This window comes from Streptomyces aurantiacus JA 4570 (assembly GCF_000414115.1).
Lineage (GTDB): Bacteria > Actinomycetota > Actinomycetes > Streptomycetales > Streptomycetaceae > Streptomyces > Streptomyces aurantiacus_A.
On record NZ_AOPZ01000068.1, the window covers coordinates 1 to 17919 of the forward strand.

The 17919-nt window shown below is 71.6% G+C and carries 15 protein-coding genes and 2 pseudogenes; 9 read left to right on the top strand and 8 right to left on the bottom strand.

The annotated features are described in order from the left end of the window. The 6 genes and pseudogenes from STRAU_RS09070 to galU all read right to left on the bottom strand — a co-directional run. A pseudogene (locus STRAU_RS09070) lies at positions 1-360 on the bottom strand (hypothetical protein); the annotation flags it as partial. Between the two features lie 254 nt (positions 361-614). Continuing rightward, positions 615-1238: a GNAT family N-acetyltransferase gene (locus STRAU_RS09075; RefSeq protein ID WP_037658351.1), complete on the bottom strand. Its 624-nt coding sequence runs from the start codon at positions 1236-1238 to the stop codon at positions 615-617. Further along, positions 1235-1732, bottom strand: a complete 498-nt coding sequence (locus tag STRAU_RS09080) for a MogA/MoaB family molybdenum cofactor biosynthesis protein (protein ID WP_016639972.1) — start codon at positions 1730-1732, stop codon at positions 1235-1237. Before STRAU_RS09080 ends, STRAU_RS09075 begins: the two co-directional genes overlap by 4 nt. After that, complete coding sequence (gene moaC / locus STRAU_RS09085; RefSeq protein ID WP_016639973.1) at positions 1729-2220, bottom strand: cyclic pyranopterin monophosphate synthase MoaC; 492 nt, start codon at positions 2218-2220, stop codon at positions 1729-1731. The genes STRAU_RS09080 and moaC overlap by 4 nt, the downstream gene beginning before the upstream one ends. A 147-nt stretch (positions 2221-2367) precedes the next feature. Continuing rightward, positions 2368-3720, bottom strand: a complete 1353-nt coding sequence (gene glp / locus STRAU_RS09090) for a molybdotransferase-like divisome protein Glp (RefSeq protein ID WP_016639974.1) — start codon at positions 3718-3720, stop codon at positions 2368-2370. A 3-nt stretch (positions 3721-3723) separates the two neighbouring features. Beyond that, positions 3724-4650, bottom strand: a complete 927-nt coding sequence (galU, locus tag STRAU_RS09095) for a UTP--glucose-1-phosphate uridylyltransferase GalU (protein WP_037658352.1) — start codon at positions 4648-4650, stop codon at positions 3724-3726. Between the two features lie 94 nt (positions 4651-4744). Here galU and STRAU_RS09100 point away from each other — a divergent pair, with 94 nt between their 5' ends. Beyond that, entirely contained in the window at positions 4745-5356 is a 612-nt protein-coding gene (locus STRAU_RS09100) for a 5-formyltetrahydrofolate cyclo-ligase (protein ID WP_078621089.1), read from the top strand. 74 nt (positions 5357-5430) lie between these two features. On the opposite strand, the gene STRAU_RS09105 is transcribed toward STRAU_RS09100, so the two are convergent. Further along, positions 5431-8298 carry a penicillin acylase family protein gene (locus STRAU_RS09105; protein WP_016639978.1) on the bottom strand — a complete coding sequence of 956 codons (2868 nt, stop codon included), beginning with the start codon at positions 8296-8298 and terminating at the stop codon, positions 5431-5433. A gap of 271 nt (positions 8299-8569) precedes the next feature. Here STRAU_RS09105 and STRAU_RS09110 point away from each other — a divergent pair, with 271 nt between their 5' ends. The 6 genes from STRAU_RS09110 to mscL all read left to right on the top strand — a co-directional run bounded on the left by STRAU_RS09110 (position 8570) and on the right by mscL (position 14915). Continuing rightward, the gene (locus STRAU_RS09110; RefSeq protein WP_052029018.1) at positions 8570-10072 is read left to right on the top strand and encodes a potassium/proton antiporter; all 1503 of its coding nucleotides are present in this window, start codon (positions 8570-8572) and stop codon (positions 10070-10072) included. A gap of 359 nt (positions 10073-10431) precedes the next feature. Next, a complete protein-coding gene (locus STRAU_RS09115) occupies positions 10432-11706 on the top strand; it encodes an MFS transporter (protein WP_016639980.1) in 1275 nt (424 codons plus the stop codon). 67 nt (positions 11707-11773) lie between these two features. Then, the gene (locus STRAU_RS40065) at positions 11774-12121 is read left to right on the top strand and encodes an FmdB family zinc ribbon protein (RefSeq protein ID WP_016639981.1); all 348 of its coding nucleotides are present in this window, start codon (positions 11774-11776) and stop codon (positions 12119-12121) included. Positions 12122-12385: 264 nt separating this feature from the next. Next, positions 12386-13237 carry an S-methyl-5'-thioadenosine phosphorylase gene (locus STRAU_RS09125; protein ID WP_037658357.1) on the top strand — a complete coding sequence of 284 codons (852 nt, stop codon included), beginning with the start codon at positions 12386-12388 and terminating at the stop codon, positions 13235-13237. 277 nt (positions 13238-13514) lie between these two features. After that, positions 13515-14165 (top strand): RcpC/CpaB family pilus assembly protein, encoded by a 651-nt coding sequence (locus STRAU_RS09130; RefSeq protein ID WP_016639983.1) that lies wholly within the window; start codon positions 13515-13517, stop codon positions 14163-14165. Between the two features lie 165 nt (positions 14166-14330). After that, positions 14331-14915, top strand: a complete 585-nt coding sequence (gene mscL, locus STRAU_RS09135; RefSeq protein WP_078621090.1) for a large conductance mechanosensitive channel protein MscL — start codon at positions 14331-14333, stop codon at positions 14913-14915. 37 nt (positions 14916-14952) lie between these two features. Here mscL and STRAU_RS09140 read toward each other — a convergent pair whose 3' ends face one another. Then, a complete protein-coding gene (locus STRAU_RS09140; RefSeq protein WP_016639985.1) occupies positions 14953-15171 on the bottom strand; it encodes a hypothetical protein in 219 nt (72 codons plus the stop codon). Between the two features lie 155 nt (positions 15172-15326). On the opposite strand from STRAU_RS09140, the gene STRAU_RS09145 reads away from it, so the two are divergent. Both STRAU_RS09145 and STRAU_RS09150 read left to right on the top strand, forming a co-directional pair. Next, on the top strand, positions 15327-16538 hold the full coding sequence (locus tag STRAU_RS09145) for a low temperature requirement protein A (RefSeq protein WP_016639986.1): 1212 nt from the start codon (positions 15327-15329) through the stop codon (positions 16536-16538). 122 nt (positions 16539-16660) lie between these two features. After that, a pseudogene (locus tag STRAU_RS09150) lies at positions 16661-17777 on the top strand (P1 family peptidase). Positions 17778-17919: the final 142 nt, after the last annotated feature.

Consider the following 17919-nt stretch of genomic DNA (forward strand, 5'->3'; position numbering starts at 1 on the left):
CTCGGCGGCGGGCCGGGCCTGGGGCCGGGCGGCGGCCGGGCGGCCCTGCGGCTCCGCGCCGCGCTCCGCGGGTGCGTCGTGTTCCTCCTCCGGAGGCACGGCGAAGGCCCGGACGTCGACCGAGTCGGTCACCGCGTCCGGGTCACCGCGCGTCTCCCCTTCCTCGGGCGAGCGCGCTTGCAGGTCCTTGGCGTACCGGCGCTCCATTCCCGCCCGTCCGGACAGCAGCCGGATGGCGGTGCTGAAGCGTTCCGTCGGACGAGCTTCGTTGAGCTCGTCCTGCCTACGGAGCCACATCGGCACCAAGTAGGCGGCCCAGGCCCCGACGATGACTGCGTAGATGAGGCCGCTGCTGCTCACGCCTCACACGGTAGAGGGGTTTTGTCGAGGCCATCCGCCAATTGGGCCGGTGTGTCGCACGATCTGGCTGATATCTCGAACTTTTTTTGTGACTGATGCGATCAACAGGCCGACGGCGCCCCGAATTTAACGGTCCCTCACCGACCAATTTCGAACAGGTATTTCATTTATGAGAGAGGCAGCATTCTGCCGGGTCGGGCCGCCGACGAGGCCGAGGGGCGCCATCGGCCGCCGCCAGGCACGATCCGCCGCCGTCAGGCGGTCTTCCGTGGCCGCGCCTGCCGCCAGCGGTGCAGCAGGCCCTCCGGCACCTCTTCCACGGTGAGCGCGAACACGAGGTGGTCGCGCCAGTCTCCGTCGATGTGAAGATAGCGGGGCCGCAGCCCCTCCTCACGGAATCCGAGTTTCTCCACCACCCGGCGGCTGGGCGCGTTCTCGGGCCGAATACAGACCTCGACGCGGTGCAGCCCGACCGTCCGGAAGCAGTGGTCGACGGCGAGCGCCACGGCGGTCGGCATCACCCCGCGCCCGGCCACCGACTCGTCGACCCAGTAGCCCACATGGGCCGAGCACATCGACCCCCAGGTGATCCCCGCGACCGTCAACTGCCCGACGAGACGGCCCTGGTACTCGATGACGAACGGCAGCATGCGGCCCGCGGCCGCCTCGGCGCGCAGGTGCCGGACCATCTGCCGGTAGGTGGGGCGATGGGTGACCGGGCCGCTGGGGGTGGGCGGCGGGATCGTGGCCTCCCAGGGGCGCAGCCAGTCGCGGTTGCGCCGGTTGACCTCCCGCCAGGCCCGCTGGTCGCGCAGTTTTATCGGCCTGAGGACGACGTCGCCGTCCGTCAGCTCGACGGGCCAGCTCGGGCTGTTCAGCTCGCACCCCCGTCGGTTCTCGGATGGTCGCCGCCGCGCAGCTGGTCGACGGCGTGCGACAACAGTGGTGTGAGGACGGCGAGTCCGTCGCGTACGCCGCCGCTGGAGCCCGGCAGGTTCACGATGAGCGTGCGCCCGGCGACGCCCGCGAGCCCCCGGGAGAGCACGGCCGTGGGCACCTTCTCGCGGCCGTACGCGCGGATCGCCTCCGGGATGCCCGGCACTTCGTGGTCGATGACGCGGCGGGTGGCTTCGGGGGTGGCGTCGGTGGGCGAGATGCCGGTGCCGCCGGTGGTGAGGATGACGTCGTAACCGGCCGCGACGCCCTCGCGCAGGGCCTGCTCGACGGGGTCGCCGTCGGGGACCACCCGGGGGCCGTCCACGGCGAAGCCGAGGGCGGTGAGTCCTTCGGCGAGGATCGGGCCGCCCTTGTCGGCGTAGACGCCGGCGGCGGCGCGGTTGGAGGCGGTGACGACGAGCGCGCGGTACGTCATGCTCCGGCTCCCTCGCGGTGCCAGTCGCCCGACTTGCCGCCCGTCTTCTCCTCGACCCGCACGTCGGTGATCACGGCGCCCTTGTCGACGGCCTTGATCATGTCGACGACGGTGAGGGCGGCGACGCTCACCGCCGTGAGGGCCTCCATCTCGACGCCGGTGCGGTCGGTCGTCTTCACGGTGGCCAGGATCTCCACGGCGTCGTCGGCGACCGTCAGGTCGACCTTGACCCCGGAGACGGCCAGCGGGTGGCAGAGGGGGATCAGGTCGGGGGTGCGCTTGGCGCCCATGATGCCCGCGATGCGGGCGGTCGCCAGGGCGTCGCCCTTGGGCACTCCCTCACCGCGCAGGAGCTCGATCACGCGGGGCGAGACGAGGACCCGGCCGGTGGCGCGCGCGGTGCGGGCGGTCACGTCCTTCTCGGATACGTCGACCATGCGGGCCGCGCCCGCCTCGTCGATGTGCGTCAGTCGCTGCTGCGTGCTCATGTGCTGTGGCGCTCCCGGTCCGGGCTCCGCGCGGTGCGGTGCGCGGGCCTGCTGTGCGCGACACAGTACCGCCCCGCCGCCGCCCCGCCGGAGCCCCTCGCGCCCCGCCCGGCCTGCCCGGCTGTCCGGCCGGGCGGCACCACCGCGTCAGCCGAGCAGCACCACGTCGACCTCCGTGCCGGGCTCGGCGGCCGTCGTGTCCTCGGGGACGACGATCAGCGCGTCGGCCTGCGCGAGGGCGGCGACGAGGTGCGAGCCCGCGCCGCCGACCGGCGTCACCGTGCCCGCGTCGGCGTCGTACCGCCCGCGCAGGAACTGGCGCCGCCCGGCCGGTGAGGTCAGCGCCTTGTCGGCGGTGAGCCGCGCGCGGACCTTCGGCCGGTGCACGTCGGGCAGGCCCATCAGGGTGCGCACGGCGGGACGTACGAAGATCTCGAAGGAGACGTACGAGGACACGGGGTTGCCCGGCAGGGCGAGCAGCGGGGTGTGGTCCGGGCCGATGGCGCCGAAGCCCTGCGGCTTGCCGGGCTGCATGGCGAGCTTGCGGAACTCGACGCCGCCGCCCGCTCCGAGGCCCTCCTCGTCGTCCGGGTCTCCGATGGAGTCCAGGGCCTCCTTGACGACGTCGTACGCCCCCACGCTGACGCCGCCCGTGGTGACGACCAGGTCGGCGCGGATGAGCTGGTCCTCGATGGTGGAGCGGAGGATCTCGGCGTCGTCGGTGACCGCGCCGACGCGGTAGGCGATCGCTCCGGCTTCGCGGGCGGCGGCGGTGAGGGCGAAGCTGTTGGAGTCGAAGATCTGACCCTCGCCCAACTGCTCGCCGGGCTGGACCAGTTCGCTGCCGGTGGACAGGACGACCACGCGCGGGCGCGGGCGCACCTTGACCGTGCCCCGGCCGATCGCGGCGAGCAGGGCGATCTGCGGGGCGCCGAGGACCGTGCCCGCGGTCAGGGCGCGGTCGCCCGCGCGGACGTCGCTGCCCTGTGCGCGCACGTGCGCGCGTGCCTCGGCGGGGCGATACACGCGGACTTCCCCGGAGGCGCCCTCGGGGGCGGCGCTGTGGGCGCGCATGCCGGTGGCGGGGCCCTCGCCGAGCCCGCCGTCGGTCCACTCCACGGGCACCACGGTCTCGGCGCCGGGCGGCAGCGGGGCGCCGGTCATGATGCGGGCGGCCTGGCCCGCGCCGACGGTGGGCTGCTCGCCCTGGCCCGCGGCGACGTCGCCGATGACGGTCAGGACGGCGGGGAACTCCTCGCCGGCGCCCGCGACATCGGCGACCCGCACCGCGTACCCGTCCATGGAGCTGTTGTCGAAGGGCGGCAGCGAGACGGGCACCGTGACGTCCTCCACGAGGACGCAGCCCTGCGCGTCGAGGAGCTGGAGCTCGATGGGCTCCAGCGGCCTGACGGTCGCGAGGATGTCGTCCAGATGCTCGTCCACCGACCAGAGCTGGTCGGAGCCGGTGCCGTGGTGCGTCGTCGTGCCGCTGCTGCTCAAGTGCTACATCTCCTCGGTGACGTAACTGCGAAGCCAGGCCTTGAAGTCGGGGCCCAGGTCTTCACGTTCGCACGCGAGTCTGACAATGGCACGCAGATAGTCGCCGCGGTCGCCGGTGTCATAGCGGCGGCCCTTGAAGACCACGCCGTGCACCGGGCCGCCGACCTTCCCCGCGGCGTCAGCCGCTGAGTGATGCGTGGCCGCGAGCTGCTGGAGCGCGTCGGTGAGCTGGATCTCGCCGCCGCGGCCCGGCTCGGTCTTGCGCAGTATGTCGAAGACGTGGGGGTCGAGGACGTAGCGTCCGATGATCGCGTAGTTGCTGGGCGCCTCGGCGGGTTCCGGCTTCTCCACCAGCCCGGTGACTTCGACGACGTCAGCGTCATCGGTGGGCTTGACCGCCGCGCAGCCGTAGAGGTGGATCTGCTCGGGCGCGACCTCCATGAGCGCGACGACACTGCCGCCGTGCCGTTCCTGGACCTCGACCATGCGCGCGAGCAGCGGGTCGCGGGGGTCGATCAGGTCGTCGCCGAGGAGCACGGCGAACGGCTCGCGGCCGACGTGCGGAGCGGCGCACAGGACGGCGTGACCGAGACCTCTGGGATCGCCCTGGCGGACGTAGTGCATGGTCGCCAGGTCGCTGGACTCCTGGACCTTGGCGAGCCGGGACTCGTCGCCCTTCTTCAGCAGAGCCGATTCCAGCTCGTAGTTGCGGTCGAAGTGGTCCTCCAGGGGGCGCTTGTTGCGGCCCGTGATCATGAGGACGTCGTCCAGGCCCGCGGAGACGGCCTCCTCGACCACGTACTGGATCGCCGGCTTGTCGACGACCGGCAGCATCTCCTTCGGCGTGGCCTTCGTGGCGGGCAAGAAGCGCGTGCCAAGACCCGCTGCTGGGATGACAGCCTTGGTGATCTTGGGGGGAGACTCAGTCATGAGCGTTACCTTAACCGGTGCCTATGTGAGGAATCTGGGGCTCCGGAATATTGGCCCATATGTGAGCACAATAGGAAGGATTTGTGAGTTCACCATGGATCAACCCGGCCCGGGCAAGGGAAACAAGCGCACGTTGCGGGGAGAGATCCTCGCGGTAAGAAGCGGGTTGACGCCCGGTGACACGCAGAAGGCGGCCACCGCTCTGGCGGAGCGTTCCCTGGAGCTTCCCGAACTCTCCCGCGCGCGCACGGTCGCGGCGTACGTCTCCGTAGGCACCGAACCCGGCACCCGCGCCCTCCTGGACACCCTCCACGCGCGCGGGACCCGCGTCCTGCTGCCCGTCCTGCTCCCCGACAACGACCTGGACTGGGCCGCGTACGACGGGCCCGACTCCCTCGTCCCCGTGCAACACGCGGGAAAGATGACGCTGTTGGAGCCCGCCGGGCCGCGGCTCGGGCCCGGCGCCGTCCTGGAGGCGGACGCCGTGCTGCTCCCGGGGCTCGCGGTGGACGCGCGCGGGACGCGGCTCGGGCGGGGCGGCGGCTCGTACGACCGGGTGCTCGCCCGCCTGGCGCGCGCGGCCCTCTCACCCGCGCTCGTGGTGCTTCTGTACGACTCCGAAGTCGTCGCGTACGTCCCCGGGGAGGCGCACGACCTTCCGGTGCACGCGGTGGTGACGCCTTCGGCGGTGCGCCGCTTCGCGTGACCGGCGCGCGCTCCACAACGGCGAAGGGGCCCTCCACGCGCGCGTGGAGGGCCCCTTCGTATGTCACCGGCCCGTCAGGGCTTGAGCACCAGGGTGTCGTCCGTGCTGTCGTCGACGGCCTTCTCGGAGTAGGCCCACGGCAGCAGTTCGCCCTTGATCCACTTGCTGGTCTGGTCGGTGTAGTGGTCGCTGTAGGCGTGCCCGGACGCGCCGGTGAGGTTGATCCACCGGGACTTGTCGAGGTCCTTCAGGTTCACGACCATCCGCATCGACGGCACCCAGATCACCCCGTAGCCGCCCGCCGCGTTCCAGCCGGTGGCGTTGACCGTGGCCTCGCCGCCGCCCAGCTTCCAGGGGCCGCGGTTGAGCACCCACTGGAGCCAGCCGGGACCGTCGGTGCCGAGCGTCTGGTTCTTCAGCGTGAGGGTGTGCAGGCGCCCCCAGCTCCAGGTGTCGATGTCCTTGCCGAGCTTCGCCGTCAGGTCCCAGCGGGCGTCCTCCATGGCGCGCGCGAACAGCTGGTCGCGGTTCTTGGTCTCCGCGTCCGTGCGCGTGCCCGGCGTCTTCCACCAGTCGTTGTCCTGGTCGTCGAGGATCTTGCGGATGACCTCGAAGTAGCGGTCGCCGCCGTCGGGCTGCGCGGAGTCCGCGTCGCGCTCGCCGCACTCGCGCACCCGGTTCTCCTCGTCGGCGGGGCGGGTGTTGCCCGCGGGCTCCACCGACAGGCACTGGCCCTTGACCCGCAGCTCCTTGGGGAGCTTGTTGCCGATGGACAGCTGCAGGATGCTGCGCCAGACGGCGTTGAAGTACGCGGCCGCCGCCGAGTCGGCGTCCTGGGTGTAGTCCCAGCCCTCCAGGAGCTTCTGCGCCTCGCGGACGTGCTTGTCGTTGATGTCGATCTTCAGCAGCTTGGGCACGAGCAGCCGGGCGATCTCGCTGCTGTTGTCCGACTGCATCAGCCGCATGTCCTCCGTGGAGATCTTGCCGCCGTTCTTCGTCTTGGACTTGATGAGGTCCTCGATGCGCTGGCTGCGCGCGCCGTAGCCCCAGTCCGAGGTGAGCTTGTACGGGTACTTCTCGGCGTCGCTGTCGTCGATCACGGCCTGGTTGGCGGTGACGATGTAGCCGCGCTTGGGGTTGTACTCGTACGGCAGGGCGTCCTGCGGGATGGGCTTGCCCCAGCGGTAGGCGGGGTCCCAGCCGGGCGAGGGCAGCGAGCCGTCGCCCTTGCCGCGGGTGGGGATCCTGCCGGGCGCCTGGTAGCCGATGTTGCCCTTGGTGTCGGCGTAGATCAGGTTCTGCGAGGGCACCTCGAAGGAGGCGGCGGCCTTGCGGAAGTCCTTGAAGTTCTTGGCCTTGTTGAGCGCGAAGACGGCGTCCATGGACTTGCCGGGGTCGAGGGCGGTCCAGCGCAGTGCGATGCCGTAGCCGTCGCCGCGGTCCGGGGCGGACGCGTCGACCTGGGCCTTCTTGCCGACCTTGACCAGTTCGTCGTCGCGGTCGGAGATCAGCGGGCCGTTGTTCGTCTCGCGGACCGTGATGGTCTTGGTCTTGCCGCCCGCGACCTTGATCTTCTCCTCGCGGGACTCGAAGGGCACGACCTTGCCGTCGTACTGGTAGCCGTCGGCGGTGAACTTCTCCAGGTAGAGGTCGGTGACGTCGGCACCGAGGTTCGTCATGCCCCAGGCGATGTCCTGGTTGTGGCCGATGACCACGCCGGGCATGCCGGAGAAGGTGTAGCCGCTGACGTCGTACTGGCACTTGGACGACACGGACTTGCAGTGCAGGCCCATCTGGTACCAGACGGACGGAAGCTGCGGCGCGAGGTGCGGATCGTTGGCAAGGAGGGGCTTGCCGGTGATGGTGTGGTCTCCGGAGACCACCCACGAGTTGGATCCGATGCCGTTGCCGTTCGAGCCGAGGCCCGCGTCCGGGACCTTGTCGAGGACGTCGGAGAGGCCGGAGAGCTGGGACTGGATGCCGGTGCCGGCGGTGCTGCCGGTGCCGGTGCCCGTGCCTGCGGTGCCGCCGGTGCCCGTACCCGTACCCGTGCCGCTGGTACCAGTACCCGTACCGGTGCCCGTACCGGTGCCCGTACCGGTGCCGCCCGTGCCGGTACCCGCACCGGCCGTGCCGGACTGCGTCTGGCCGCCCGCCGAGTCGTCACCGTCGAACTTCTCGGTGACCCCGTTGTAGCGGCCTTCCTGGACGATGGGCTTGTGCAGGTCGTACGGGTACTCGGGGTAGAGGTCCTTGATCTGCGACGGGCCGAGGCGGCTCGTCATCAAGGAGCGGTCGATCTCGTCCTGCATGTTGCCGCGCAGGTCCCAGGCCATGGCCTTGAGCCAGGCGACCGAGTCGACGGGCGTCCACTTCTGCGGCTTGTAGTCGTTCTCGAAGGACAGCGCCGCGTACTCGACGGAGATCTCCTTGCCGTCCTTGCCGTCGAGATAGGCGTTGACCCCCTTGGCGTATGCCTGGAGGTACTTCTTCGTCCGCGGCGAGAGCTTGGAGTCGTACTCCTTCTCGGCGATGCGGTGCCAGCCGAGGGTGCGCAGGAACTCATCGGTCTTGACCTGGCTCTTGCCGAACATCTCGGAGAGCCGACCGGAGGTCATATGGCGGCGTACGTCCATCTCCCAGAAGCGGTCCTGCGCCTGCACGAAGCCCTGCGCCATGAACAGGTCGTCGTCGGACTCGGCGTAGATCTGCGGAATGCCGTTGCCGTCGCGCTTCACCTCGACCGGGCCCGACAGGCCCTGCAACTCGAGGGATCCGGTGGTCTGCGGGAAGGAGGCGCGAACGGTGCTGACGCTCCAGTACGCGCCGAAGCCGATGCCTCCTACGACGGCCAGGACCAGCACGATCACGATCAGTCGGGCTCGGCGCCCCTTCTTCCTACCGGACTTGCGACCGGAAGAGGCGTTGGTGTTGGAGGGCATCGCTGTCCTTGCTGTCCTTCGCGAGCGGCAGGGCGGGGCTTGTGCGGGTCCTGGAGTGCTGGAGCAACCATAGGCGCAGGGCGATACGGCCCCGGACGCGGAGTCGGAATCCCCGCGCACCGCACAGGAGAATCCCAGTGCGCCGCACAGAAGCGGCATCGAACGAAGGTTCGGACATGTTAGTCGGGGCGCGGGGGCGCGCGTCAAGAGCGCGTTAAAGCTTAGGTAACGTAACGAAGCATCACGGCTCGCACGACGGAAGGAACGGCCCCTGTCTGTCCACGACCTCAACCAGCTTCTGCTCATCAGTTCGCTCGTCCTGCTCGTCGCGGTCGTCGCGGTGCGCCTCTCCTCCCGCAGCGGACTGCCCAGCCTGCTGCTCTACCTCGGTATCGGCGTCGCCATAGGCCAGGACGGCATCGGCAACGTCACCTTCAACAACGCCCAGCTCACCCAGGTCATCGGCTATGCGGCGCTCGTCGTGATCCTGGCCGAGGGCGGCCTCGGCACGAAGTGGACGGAGATCAAGCCGGCCCTGCCCTCCGCCGCCTCCCTGGCGATCGTCGGCGTCGCCGTCAGCGTCGGCGTGACGGCCGCCGGCGCGCACTACCTCGTCGGGCTCGAGTGGCGCCAGGCGCTCATCATCGGCGCGGTGGTGTCCTCGACGGACGCGGCGGCCGTCTTCTCCGTGCTGCGCAGGGTGCCGCTCCCGTCCCGGGTGACGGGCGTCCTGGAGGCGGAATCCGGGTTCAACGACGCCCCCGTGGTCATCCTGGTCGTCGCCTTCTCCACCGCCGGACCGGTCCACCACTGGTACGCGCTGGTGGGCGAGATAGCCCTCGAACTGGCCATCGGAGCGGCCATCGGGCTCGCGGTGGGCTGGCTCGGCGCGTTCGGGCTGCGGCACGTGGCGCTGCCCGCGTCCGGTCTCTATCCGATCGCGGTGATGGCCATCGCCGTGGCCGCGTACGCCGCCGGGGCCCTCGCCCACGGCAGCGGATTCCTCGCCGTGTACCTGGCCGCCATGGTGCTCGGCAACGCCAAGCTGCCGCACTGGGCGGCCACCCGCGGATTCGCCGAAGGCGTCGGGTGGATCGCCCAGATCGGCATGTTCGTGCTGCTCGGCCTGCTGGTGACGCCGCACCGCCTGCTCGACGACATCTGGCCCGCGGTGATCATCGGGCTCATCCTGACCGCGCTCGCCCGGCCGCTGTCCGTCGTGGTGAGCCTGCTGCCGTTCCGGATGCCCTGGCAGGAGAAGGCCCTGATGTCCTGGGCCGGGCTGCGCGGCGCCGTGCCCATCATCCTCGCCACCATCCCGATGGTGAACGGCGTCGACAACAGCGAAGAGATCTTCAACATCGTCTTCGTCCTGGTCTGCGTGTACACGCTGGTGCAAGGTCCTACGCTGCCGGGGCTCGCCAGGATCCTCGGCCTCGGCAAGGGCACGGAGGCGTCCGACCTGGGCATCGAATCGGCGCCCCTGGAGCGCCTGCGCGGCCATCTGCTCTCGGTGCCCGTCCCGGAGGGCTCACGCCTGCACGGCGTCGAGATCGGCGAGCTGCGACTGCCCAAGGGGTCGGCGGTCACCCTCATCGTGCGCGACGGCACCTCCTTCGTGCCCGGACCGACGACCGTGCTCCGGCACGACGACGAGCTCCTGGTGGTGGCCACGGACCCGGTGCGCGACGCGGCCGAGCAGCGCCTGCGGGCGGTCGCCCAGGGCGGCAAGCTGGTGGGCTGGCTGGGGCTGCCCGGGGGCCGGCACCGGTGAGGCCGGGGGCGGCCTGACGTTCGGAGGCGGCATGACGTTCGGGGGATGCGGGGGCTTCGGGGGCAATCGCAGGTGGCGGGGGTCTCACTTCTCGTAATCACAGGTGCCGCTTGCGGAGCACCTGTACGATGAAGGCACACTCCGTACGTACGTAGCGACGTCAGCGATGTACGGACGTGACGTACCGACTTGATCGAACCAACTCTGTCTGAAGCAGAGCTGGCGCGACCGTATGGCGGCCGCGGCGCCCTCGCAGTGGGCGGCCCGGTATCTACCGCAGTTCTGCGCAAGAGGACAGCTCTCGGCGCCGTCGCCCTCAAAAAGGGGCCGCGCTACCAGGCAGCAGAAAGGCAAGGGCCGTGGCATCCACGGTCACCGAGCCCCGCCCGGGCTACGGACAGCTGCTGCGCACCCCTCGCGCCTGGACCTTCCTGCTCCCAGGATTCGCCGCGCGACAGCCGTTCGCGATGCTGACCATCTCCATCGTGCTGCTCGTGCAGCACACCACCGGCTCGTACGGGGTCGCCGGTGCCGTCTCGGCGGTCACCGGCGTCTCCATGGCCGTTTTCGCGCCCTTCGGGGGCAAGCTCGCCGACCGGTTCGGGCAGCGCGCCGTGCTGCTCCCCGGCGTTCTCGTGCACACGGCGTCCGTCGTCACGCTCACCGTCCTCGCGCTGTCCGACGCGCCCCTGTGGGCCCTGTTCGCGGCCGCCGTGCCCGCGGGGGCCTCGACACCGCAGATCGGGCCCATGGTGCGGGCCCGCTGGGGCGTCAAGCTCCAGGGCAGCCCGCTCGCGCAGACCGCGGCGGCCTTCGAATCCGTCACCGACGAGCTGACCTTCGTCCTCGGCCCGCTGGTCGCCACCGCGCTGTGCACCGGCGTCGACCCGGCGGCCGGACTCCTCGCGGAGGCCGGTCTGACGCTCGTCGGCGGTCTGCTGTTCGCGGCCCAGAAGAGCACCCAGCCGCAGCCCTCCGCCGCGGGCGACGACGCCCACGCGCGCGTGGAGCACGTTTCGGCCCTCCGGGTGCCCGGTGTGCGCGTCCTGATCGTGACGTTCCTCGGCATCGGCACCGTCTTCGGCGGCATGCAGGTCTCGCTCGCCGCCTTCACGGAGTCCATCGGACAGCCCGGCCTCAACGGTGTCCTGTACGGCACGTTCGCCGCCGGAAACATGCTCTCCGGAGTCGCCTGCGGCGCCATCGCCTGGAAGATCGCCCCGCAGCGGCGGCTCGTCCTCGGGTACGCCGCCCTGACGCTGATGGCCTCCGGCCTGTGGGCCGCGCACTCCGTGCCGCTGCTCGCCGGGCTCGGCCTGCTCGTCGGCGTCTGCATCGCGCCCGCCCTGATCACCGGCTACACGCTGGTCGACAGCCTCGTCTCGCCGACCGCGCGCACGGAGGCGTTCACCTGGCTCACCGGCGCGGTCGCGCTCGGGCAGGCGGCGGCCGTCACGGTCGCCGGACAACTCGAGGACCGCTTCTGGGACGGCGCCGGATTCCTGGTGCCGCTCGGCGGCACCGCGCTCGCGCTGACCGTGCTGCTGACCCTGCGGTCACGGCTCACCCCGAAGTCCTCGGGGCGGACCGTCGCACGTGGCGTCGGTCACCGCGCACCGGTCACGGTGGACTGATCCCGCGGAATACGTCACTATGGAGCGTCGTTAGCACTCATCGAGTGAGAGTGCCAGGAGGAAGCAAGTGCCGACGTACCAGTACCAGTGCACCGAGTGCGGCGAGGGCCTCGAGGCGGTGCAGAAGTTCACCGACGACGCCCTGACCGTGTGCCCGAGCTGCGACGGACGCCTCAAGAAGGTGTTCTCGGCGGTCGGCATCGTCTTCAAGGGCTCCGGCTTCTACCGCAACGACAGCCGCGGCTCGTCGTCGAGCAGCTCGCCGGCGCCGGCCTCCGCGTCGAAGTCGGCGGACGCCAAGTCGTCGTCCGGTTCTTCGTCGGCCTCGTCTTCGTCGTCCTCCTCGTCGTCGGCTTCGTCGTCGAGCTCTTCCTCCTCGTCGGCCGGTTCGTCGACCAGCTCCTCGGCGGCCTGACCAAGGCCCCACGGGTGGCCTGACCAGGGCCCCGCAGTGGCGTGACCGTCACCCCGCAGGTGGCCCGACCGGGCGCCGCAGGTGGCTCCGGCTGGTCCTGCCTCACGGGTCTCCGGCCGCTTCCGCCGCACGCGGCTCCGGCCGTTTCCGGGATTCCACTTCTCTCCAGGACCCCGCTGTCGTACGACGGCGGGGTCCTCGGCGTTTCCGGGGCCGCGCGCGAGGGCCTCCCTCCTGTTTTCCGGCGCCACTACTGTGCCGACCATGGCGAACACGGCGAACGCGACGCAGGCCGAGATCGGCGTCATCGGCGGCTCCGGCTTCTACTCCTTCCTCGACGACGTCACCGAAGTGCACGTCGACACCCCGTACGGCTCCCCCAGCGACTCCCTGTTCCTCGGCGAGATCGCGGGCCGGCGGGTCGCGTTCCTGCCCCGGCACGGCCGCGGCCACCATCTGCCGCCGCACCGCATCAACTACCGCGCCAACCTGTGGGCGCTGCGCTCCGTCGGCGCCCGCCAGGTGCTCGCCCCGTGCGCCGTGGGCGGGCTGCGGCCCGAGTACGGGCCCGGCACGCTGCTGGTGCCCGACCAGCTCGTGGACCGCACGACGGGACGCCCGCAGACCTACTTCGACGGGCTGCCCCTGGCCGACGGCAGCACGCCGAACGTCGTGCACGTGTCGCTGGCCGACCCCTACTGCCCGGCGGGCCGCGCCGCCGGACTCAAGGCCGCCCGCGGCCGGGACTGGGACCCGGTGGACGGCGGCACGCTCGTGGTGATCGAGGGGCCGCGCTTCTCGACCCGCGCCGAGTCGCGCTGGTACGCGGCGCAGGGCTGGTCCGTGGTCGGCATGACCGGCCACCCCGAAGCGGTCCTCGCCCGCGAACTCGAACTCTGCTACGCGTCGTTGGCCCTGGTCACGGACCTGGACGCGGGCGCCGATGCCGGCGAGGGGGTGTCCCACGACGAGGTGTTCCGGGTCTTCTCCGCGAACGTGGACCGGCTGCGGACGGTCCTGTTCGACGCGGTGGCGGGGCTGCCGGCGAACGAGGAACGGGACTGCCTGTGCGTGGGGGCGCTGGGCGGGATGGAGACGGGGATCCGGTTGCCGTAGGGGCTCGTGATCTGCGGCCTGGTCCGGAACCTCCCCTTCGGGTGAGGGAGTTGTCCACAACCGGCGAGTAGTGCACGGGGCTCAGCGGGGCTGGGCGTGGGCCTGCATCGTGAGAACGGAAACGGAGTCCGGACCTGGATCCGAACTTCGCACTTCTCACGTCTCACTTCTCACTTCTCACTTCTCACGGCAGGCGGTGGTCGTCATGGCTCGCGTACCTTCTCGCGCGGCTTCTCCAGCTCGTCCGGGTCCTCAAGGAGACACCGGGGAGCGGTATGTGCCGGTGCCCGGCGGGGGCGATTTGCCGGTGCCCGGCGGCGCGGGTGGCGGCATCACCGGCGGCGGAGGTCACACCTCGGGCAGCGGAGGCAGTGGCGCGCCGCCGCCCTGCCAGGTGCCGCACTTCTCCCCGTTGCATGTGCGCGGCGGACGCCGGCGCCTGCGGCGGCTGATGCGGCACCGCAGGCGGGCGATGGCCGCGGGCCTCGCGATGACCGCCGCCGCGCTCGCGGCCGCGGGCCCGCCCGAGCCCGGGCAGCCACGGCAGCGGGACTCGGCGGGGGCCGTGGCGGCGGAGGAGCGGGGCGGCGAGGGCGGGGACGGAGTACGTCAACGTCCGCGGCGGGCCGGTCGGTTGGTGACGGCACCGGTGCGTATCGCGGACGCGGCGACGGTGCGGCTGTTGCGGCCGGGTGACCGGGTGGACGTCGTGGCGGCGGACGGCGCCCCGGTGGGCGGGGCGGCGGCGGGCGGGGCTGCGACGGCGACGCGGGTGGTCGCGGCCGGGGCCCGGGTGTCCGAGGTGCCGGAGTCCCCCGACAGCGTGGTGGAGGGCGGGGCTCTGGTGGTCCTCTCGGTGCCGCGGGCGACGGCGGCCCGACTGGCCGGGGCGAGCGCGACCGCACGCCTGGCGGTGACGCTGCGATGAGGGGGACGACCCGGACCCGCCCACCGGGCCAGGGCATTTACGGAACAGCTGATCGGCTGTCAAGTCGCTCATTCGCGTTATCGAATTGGACAGGGCTGCCACGCGCTGCCGTAGGTTGCAAGGCGGTTTGCCGCACAATCCGCACATGCAACGAAAGGCTCAGTGGTGAGCGAGAAGAAGGATCCGGGTATCTGGCAGGGCTTCAAGACCTTCCTGATGCGCGGCAATGTCGTCGATCTGGCGGTCGCGGTGGTCATCGGCGCCGCGTTCACGAACATCGTGAACGCGGTGGTGAAGGGCGTCATCAACCCGCTGGTCGGCGCCATGGGCACCAAGGATCTCGACCACTACAGCTCGTGCCTGAAATCGCCGTGTGTGGTGAAGAACGGCGAGGCCGTCAGCGGCATCCCGATCCTGTGGGGCTCGGTGCTCAGCGCCACCCTCAGCTTCGTGATCACCGCGGCGGTCGTCTACTTCCTGATGGTCATGCCGATGGCGAAGTACTTGGCCAAGCAGGCCGCGCGACGGGCGGCGAAGGAGGGCACGCAGGAGCTCATCGAGGTCTCCGAGCTGGAGGTGCTCAAGGAGATCCGCGACGCGCTGGTCGCCCAGCGCGGCTCCGGGGACGGGGACGGCGACCGGGACCGGGACCGGCCGGGCGACGGAGGTTCCGGGGCCGGTGGCGAGGCTGGGCCCGGCGGAGGTTCCGGGCCCGGTGGCGCGACCGGGCCCGGCGGCTCGACGCGGTAGCCCGGGAGCAGGCCGGGGCGCTGCCGCTCCGGTGGGCTCAGATGTGGTGGGGCGGCTTCTCGTCCAGGAAGCGGGCGAGGTCGGCGGCGCTGTCACCGGCCGTCGTCGGCCGCTCACCCCACCCACGGTCCGTATCGTCCGAAGACTGCTGCGACAGCGGATCGTCGAAGACCAGGGCGCTCGCCGGCTTCTTGGCGGCCTGCCGGGGCTTCGCGTCCTTGGGATCGCGCGGTTCGGGGGCGGGGGCGGTGCTCATGCTTCCAGGGTACGTCCGCCGCGCGCGGCGGGAGCTGGCCGCGGCGTCGATCGTGCCGCACCCTGCGGCGTGCCACCACCGCCCACCCGGGTGCTCCCGTCCCGACACGGCCCGACCAGGGCCGATGGGCCGCCGGGCTCTGCTGTCCTTGCCCCATGACGTCGACAACTCCCCCTTCCGGCGCTTCCACCCCGCCCGCCCCGCCTCCCCCACTGCGGCCGATGGTCGCCCGCGGCCGGGAGGAGGAGCACCGCGCCGCGACGCCGCTGGAGCTCTTCTTCGACCTGTGTTTCGTGGTGGCGGTGGCGCAGGCCGGCGTGGAGCTGGTGCACGCGGTCGCGGAGGGGCATCCGGGCGAGGGCGTCCTCAACTACGCGATGGTGTTCTTCGCGATGTGGTGGGCGTGGATGAACTTCACCTGGTTCGCGTCGGCGTACGACAACGACGACACGCTCTACCGCGTGGTGACGCTCGTCCAGATCGCCGGCGTCCTGGTGCTGGCGGCGGGGGTCTCGAAGGCGTTCCAGGACCACCAGTTCCTGGTCGTCTGGCTCGGCTACCTGATCATGCGTGTGGCGCTGATCACGCAGTGGCTGCGGGCGGCGGCCTCGACGACGGGGGCGGAGCGGCGCACGGCGTTGCGGTACGCGGGCGGGGTCGCGCTGTGCCAGGTGGGCTGGCTGGGGCTGCTCGTCCTGCCGGAGGGGGCGCGGGCGTGGACGTTCCTGGTGATGGCGATCGCCGAGATGGCGGTGCCGACGTGGGCGGAGCGGGCCAGGACGACGCCCTGGCATCCGCACCACATCTCCGAGCGGTACGGCCTGTTCACGATCATCGTGCTCGGCGAGACGATCGCCGCGGCGACGGTCGCGGTGAAGTCGGGCATCGACGAGAACGACGCGCTCGGCGAGCTCCTTCCGATCGCCACGGGCGGGCTCCTCCTCGTCTTCGCCGCCTGGTGGATCTACTTCGTGGTGCCGATCCACGGCCATCTGGCCTCCAACAGGCAGGCGTTCCTGTGGGGTTACGGCCACTATTTGATCTTCGCGTCGGCGGCGGCGATCGGGGCGGGGATCGAGGTCGCGGTGGAGCAGGCCGTGGGCAAGGCGCACATCTCGGAGACGGCGGCGTCGGCGGCGGTGACGATCCCGGGGGCGGTGTATCTGTTCACGGTGTGGGCGCTGCACTCGCGGTTCTTCAAGGTCGGGCTCGCACAGCAACTGGTGCTTCCAGTGACGGCGTTGGCGGTCCTGGCGTGCACGTTCGCGGGACGCTGGGCGGTGCTCGCGGCGGGAATCGTCGCGGCGCTCGCGGTCGCGACCGGGGTGACGCTGACCTCGCGGATGGTCCGGGCCGAGTCGGCGTGAGGCGGACACCGCCGGGGGGCGGGGGCCGAGCCGGAGTGAGGTCCGCCGCACGGCGGCCTGCGCGTCCCGGGCGGGCAACTGTCGTTGCCTCGGGCGGGCAACTCGCGTGATACGCATGCCGCATGACGACACGTGACGTACCGAGGGAATCCGGGCGGGCCGGGGCGCTGACCGATGTGGCCGGGCTGCGGGTCGGGCACGCGGGGCGGGCCGGGGACGGCTGGCTCACCGGCACGACGGTCGTGCTGGCGCCCGAGGGCGGGGCGGTCGCGGCGGTGGACGTGCGCGGCGGCGGCCCCGGCACGCGGGAGACGGACGCGCTGGACCCGCGCAACGTGGTGCAGCGGGTGGAGGCGGTCGTCCTGACGGGCGGCAGCGCGTACGGCCTGGACGCGGCGGGCGGGGCTGGACGCGGCGGGCGGGGTGATGGCGTGGCTGGAGGAGCGGGGCCGCGGGGTGCGGGTCGGCCCCGACCCGGCGCATGTGGTGCCGGTGGTGCCCGCGGCCTGTGTGTTCGACCTGGGGCGCGGGGGTGCGTTCGGGGCGCGGCCCGGGGCGGAGATGGGGCGGGCGGCGGTGGCCGACGCGGCGGCCCGGGAGAGCGGGCACGCGGTGGCCGAGGGCGGGGTCGGCGCGGGCACGGGGGCGGTGGTCGGGCAGGTCAAGGGCGGGATCGGCACGGCGAGCACGGTGCTCGGCTCGGGGATCACGGTCGCGGCGCTCGTGGTGGCGAACGCGGCGGGGTCGGGGGTGGATCCACGGACGGGGGTGCTGTACGGGCGGTTCTTCGAGGACGCCGAGGGCGGCGGGGACGGCGAGGGCGGGAGCGGGGGCGGCGGTGTGGAGCCGCCGTCGGCCGAGGTGCACGCGGCGGCGCAGCGGCGGCTGGCCGAGGCGGCGGCGCGGAACGTGCGGCCGCCGCTGAACACGACGCTGGCGGTCGTCGCCACCGACGTCGAGCTGACCAAGGCGCAGGCGCAGAAGCTCGCCGGCACCTCGCACGACGGCATGGCGCGCGCCGTGCGCCCGGTGCACCTGCTGAACGACGGCGACACGGTGTTCGCGCTGTCCACCGGGGCACGGCCGCTGGACGCGGCGGATCCGCTGGCGCTGAACGAGGTGCTCGCGGCGGGCGCGGACATGGTGACGCGGGCGATCGTCAGGGCGCTGCTCGCGGCGGAGTCGGTGGAGACGACGGGAGGAACATTTCACGCATACCGGAATCTTTACCCGCAATAGGGCCGACCGGGTACTGAGCGCCCACGGGGGCATTAAGTGCCTTTTAATCCACGGTTGTTACCGTCGCTCGGGGCGGCCCCGTGTGCCGGTCTTCACACCTGCGTGGCGGAACCATTCCGGTGCCGGGCCGCTCTTTACCCGT

Bases quoted from the DNA above. Each gene is read 5' to 3' on its own strand.
- STRAU_RS09140 (WP_016639985.1), bottom strand. From the start codon at position 15,171: ATGAGCACCGCCCCCGCCCCCGAACCGCGCGATCCCAAGGACGCGAAG.
- moaC (WP_016639973.1), bottom strand. From the start codon at position 2,220: ATGAGCACGCAGCAGCGACTGACGCACATCGACGAGGCGGGCGCGGCC.
- STRAU_RS09100 (WP_078621089.1), top strand. From the start codon at position 4,745: ATGGATCAACCCGGCCCGGGCAAGGGAAACAAGCGCACGTTGCGGGGA.
- STRAU_RS09145 (WP_016639986.1), top strand. From the start codon at position 15,327: ATGACGTCGACAACTCCCCCTTCCGGCGCTTCCACCCCGCCCGCCCCG.
- STRAU_RS09080 (WP_016639972.1), bottom strand. From the start codon at position 1,732: ATGACGTACCGCGCGCTCGTCGTCACCGCCTCCAACCGCGCCGCCGCC.
- STRAU_RS09125 (WP_037658357.1), top strand. From the start codon at position 12,386: ATGGCGAACACGGCGAACGCGACGCAGGCCGAGATCGGCGTCATCGGC.
- galU (WP_037658352.1), bottom strand. From the start codon at position 4,650: ATGACTGAGTCTCCCCCCAAGATCACCAAGGCTGTCATCCCAGCAGCG.
- STRAU_RS09105 (WP_016639978.1), bottom strand. From the start codon at position 8,298: ATGCCCTCCAACACCAACGCCTCTTCCGGTCGCAAGTCCGGTAGGAAG.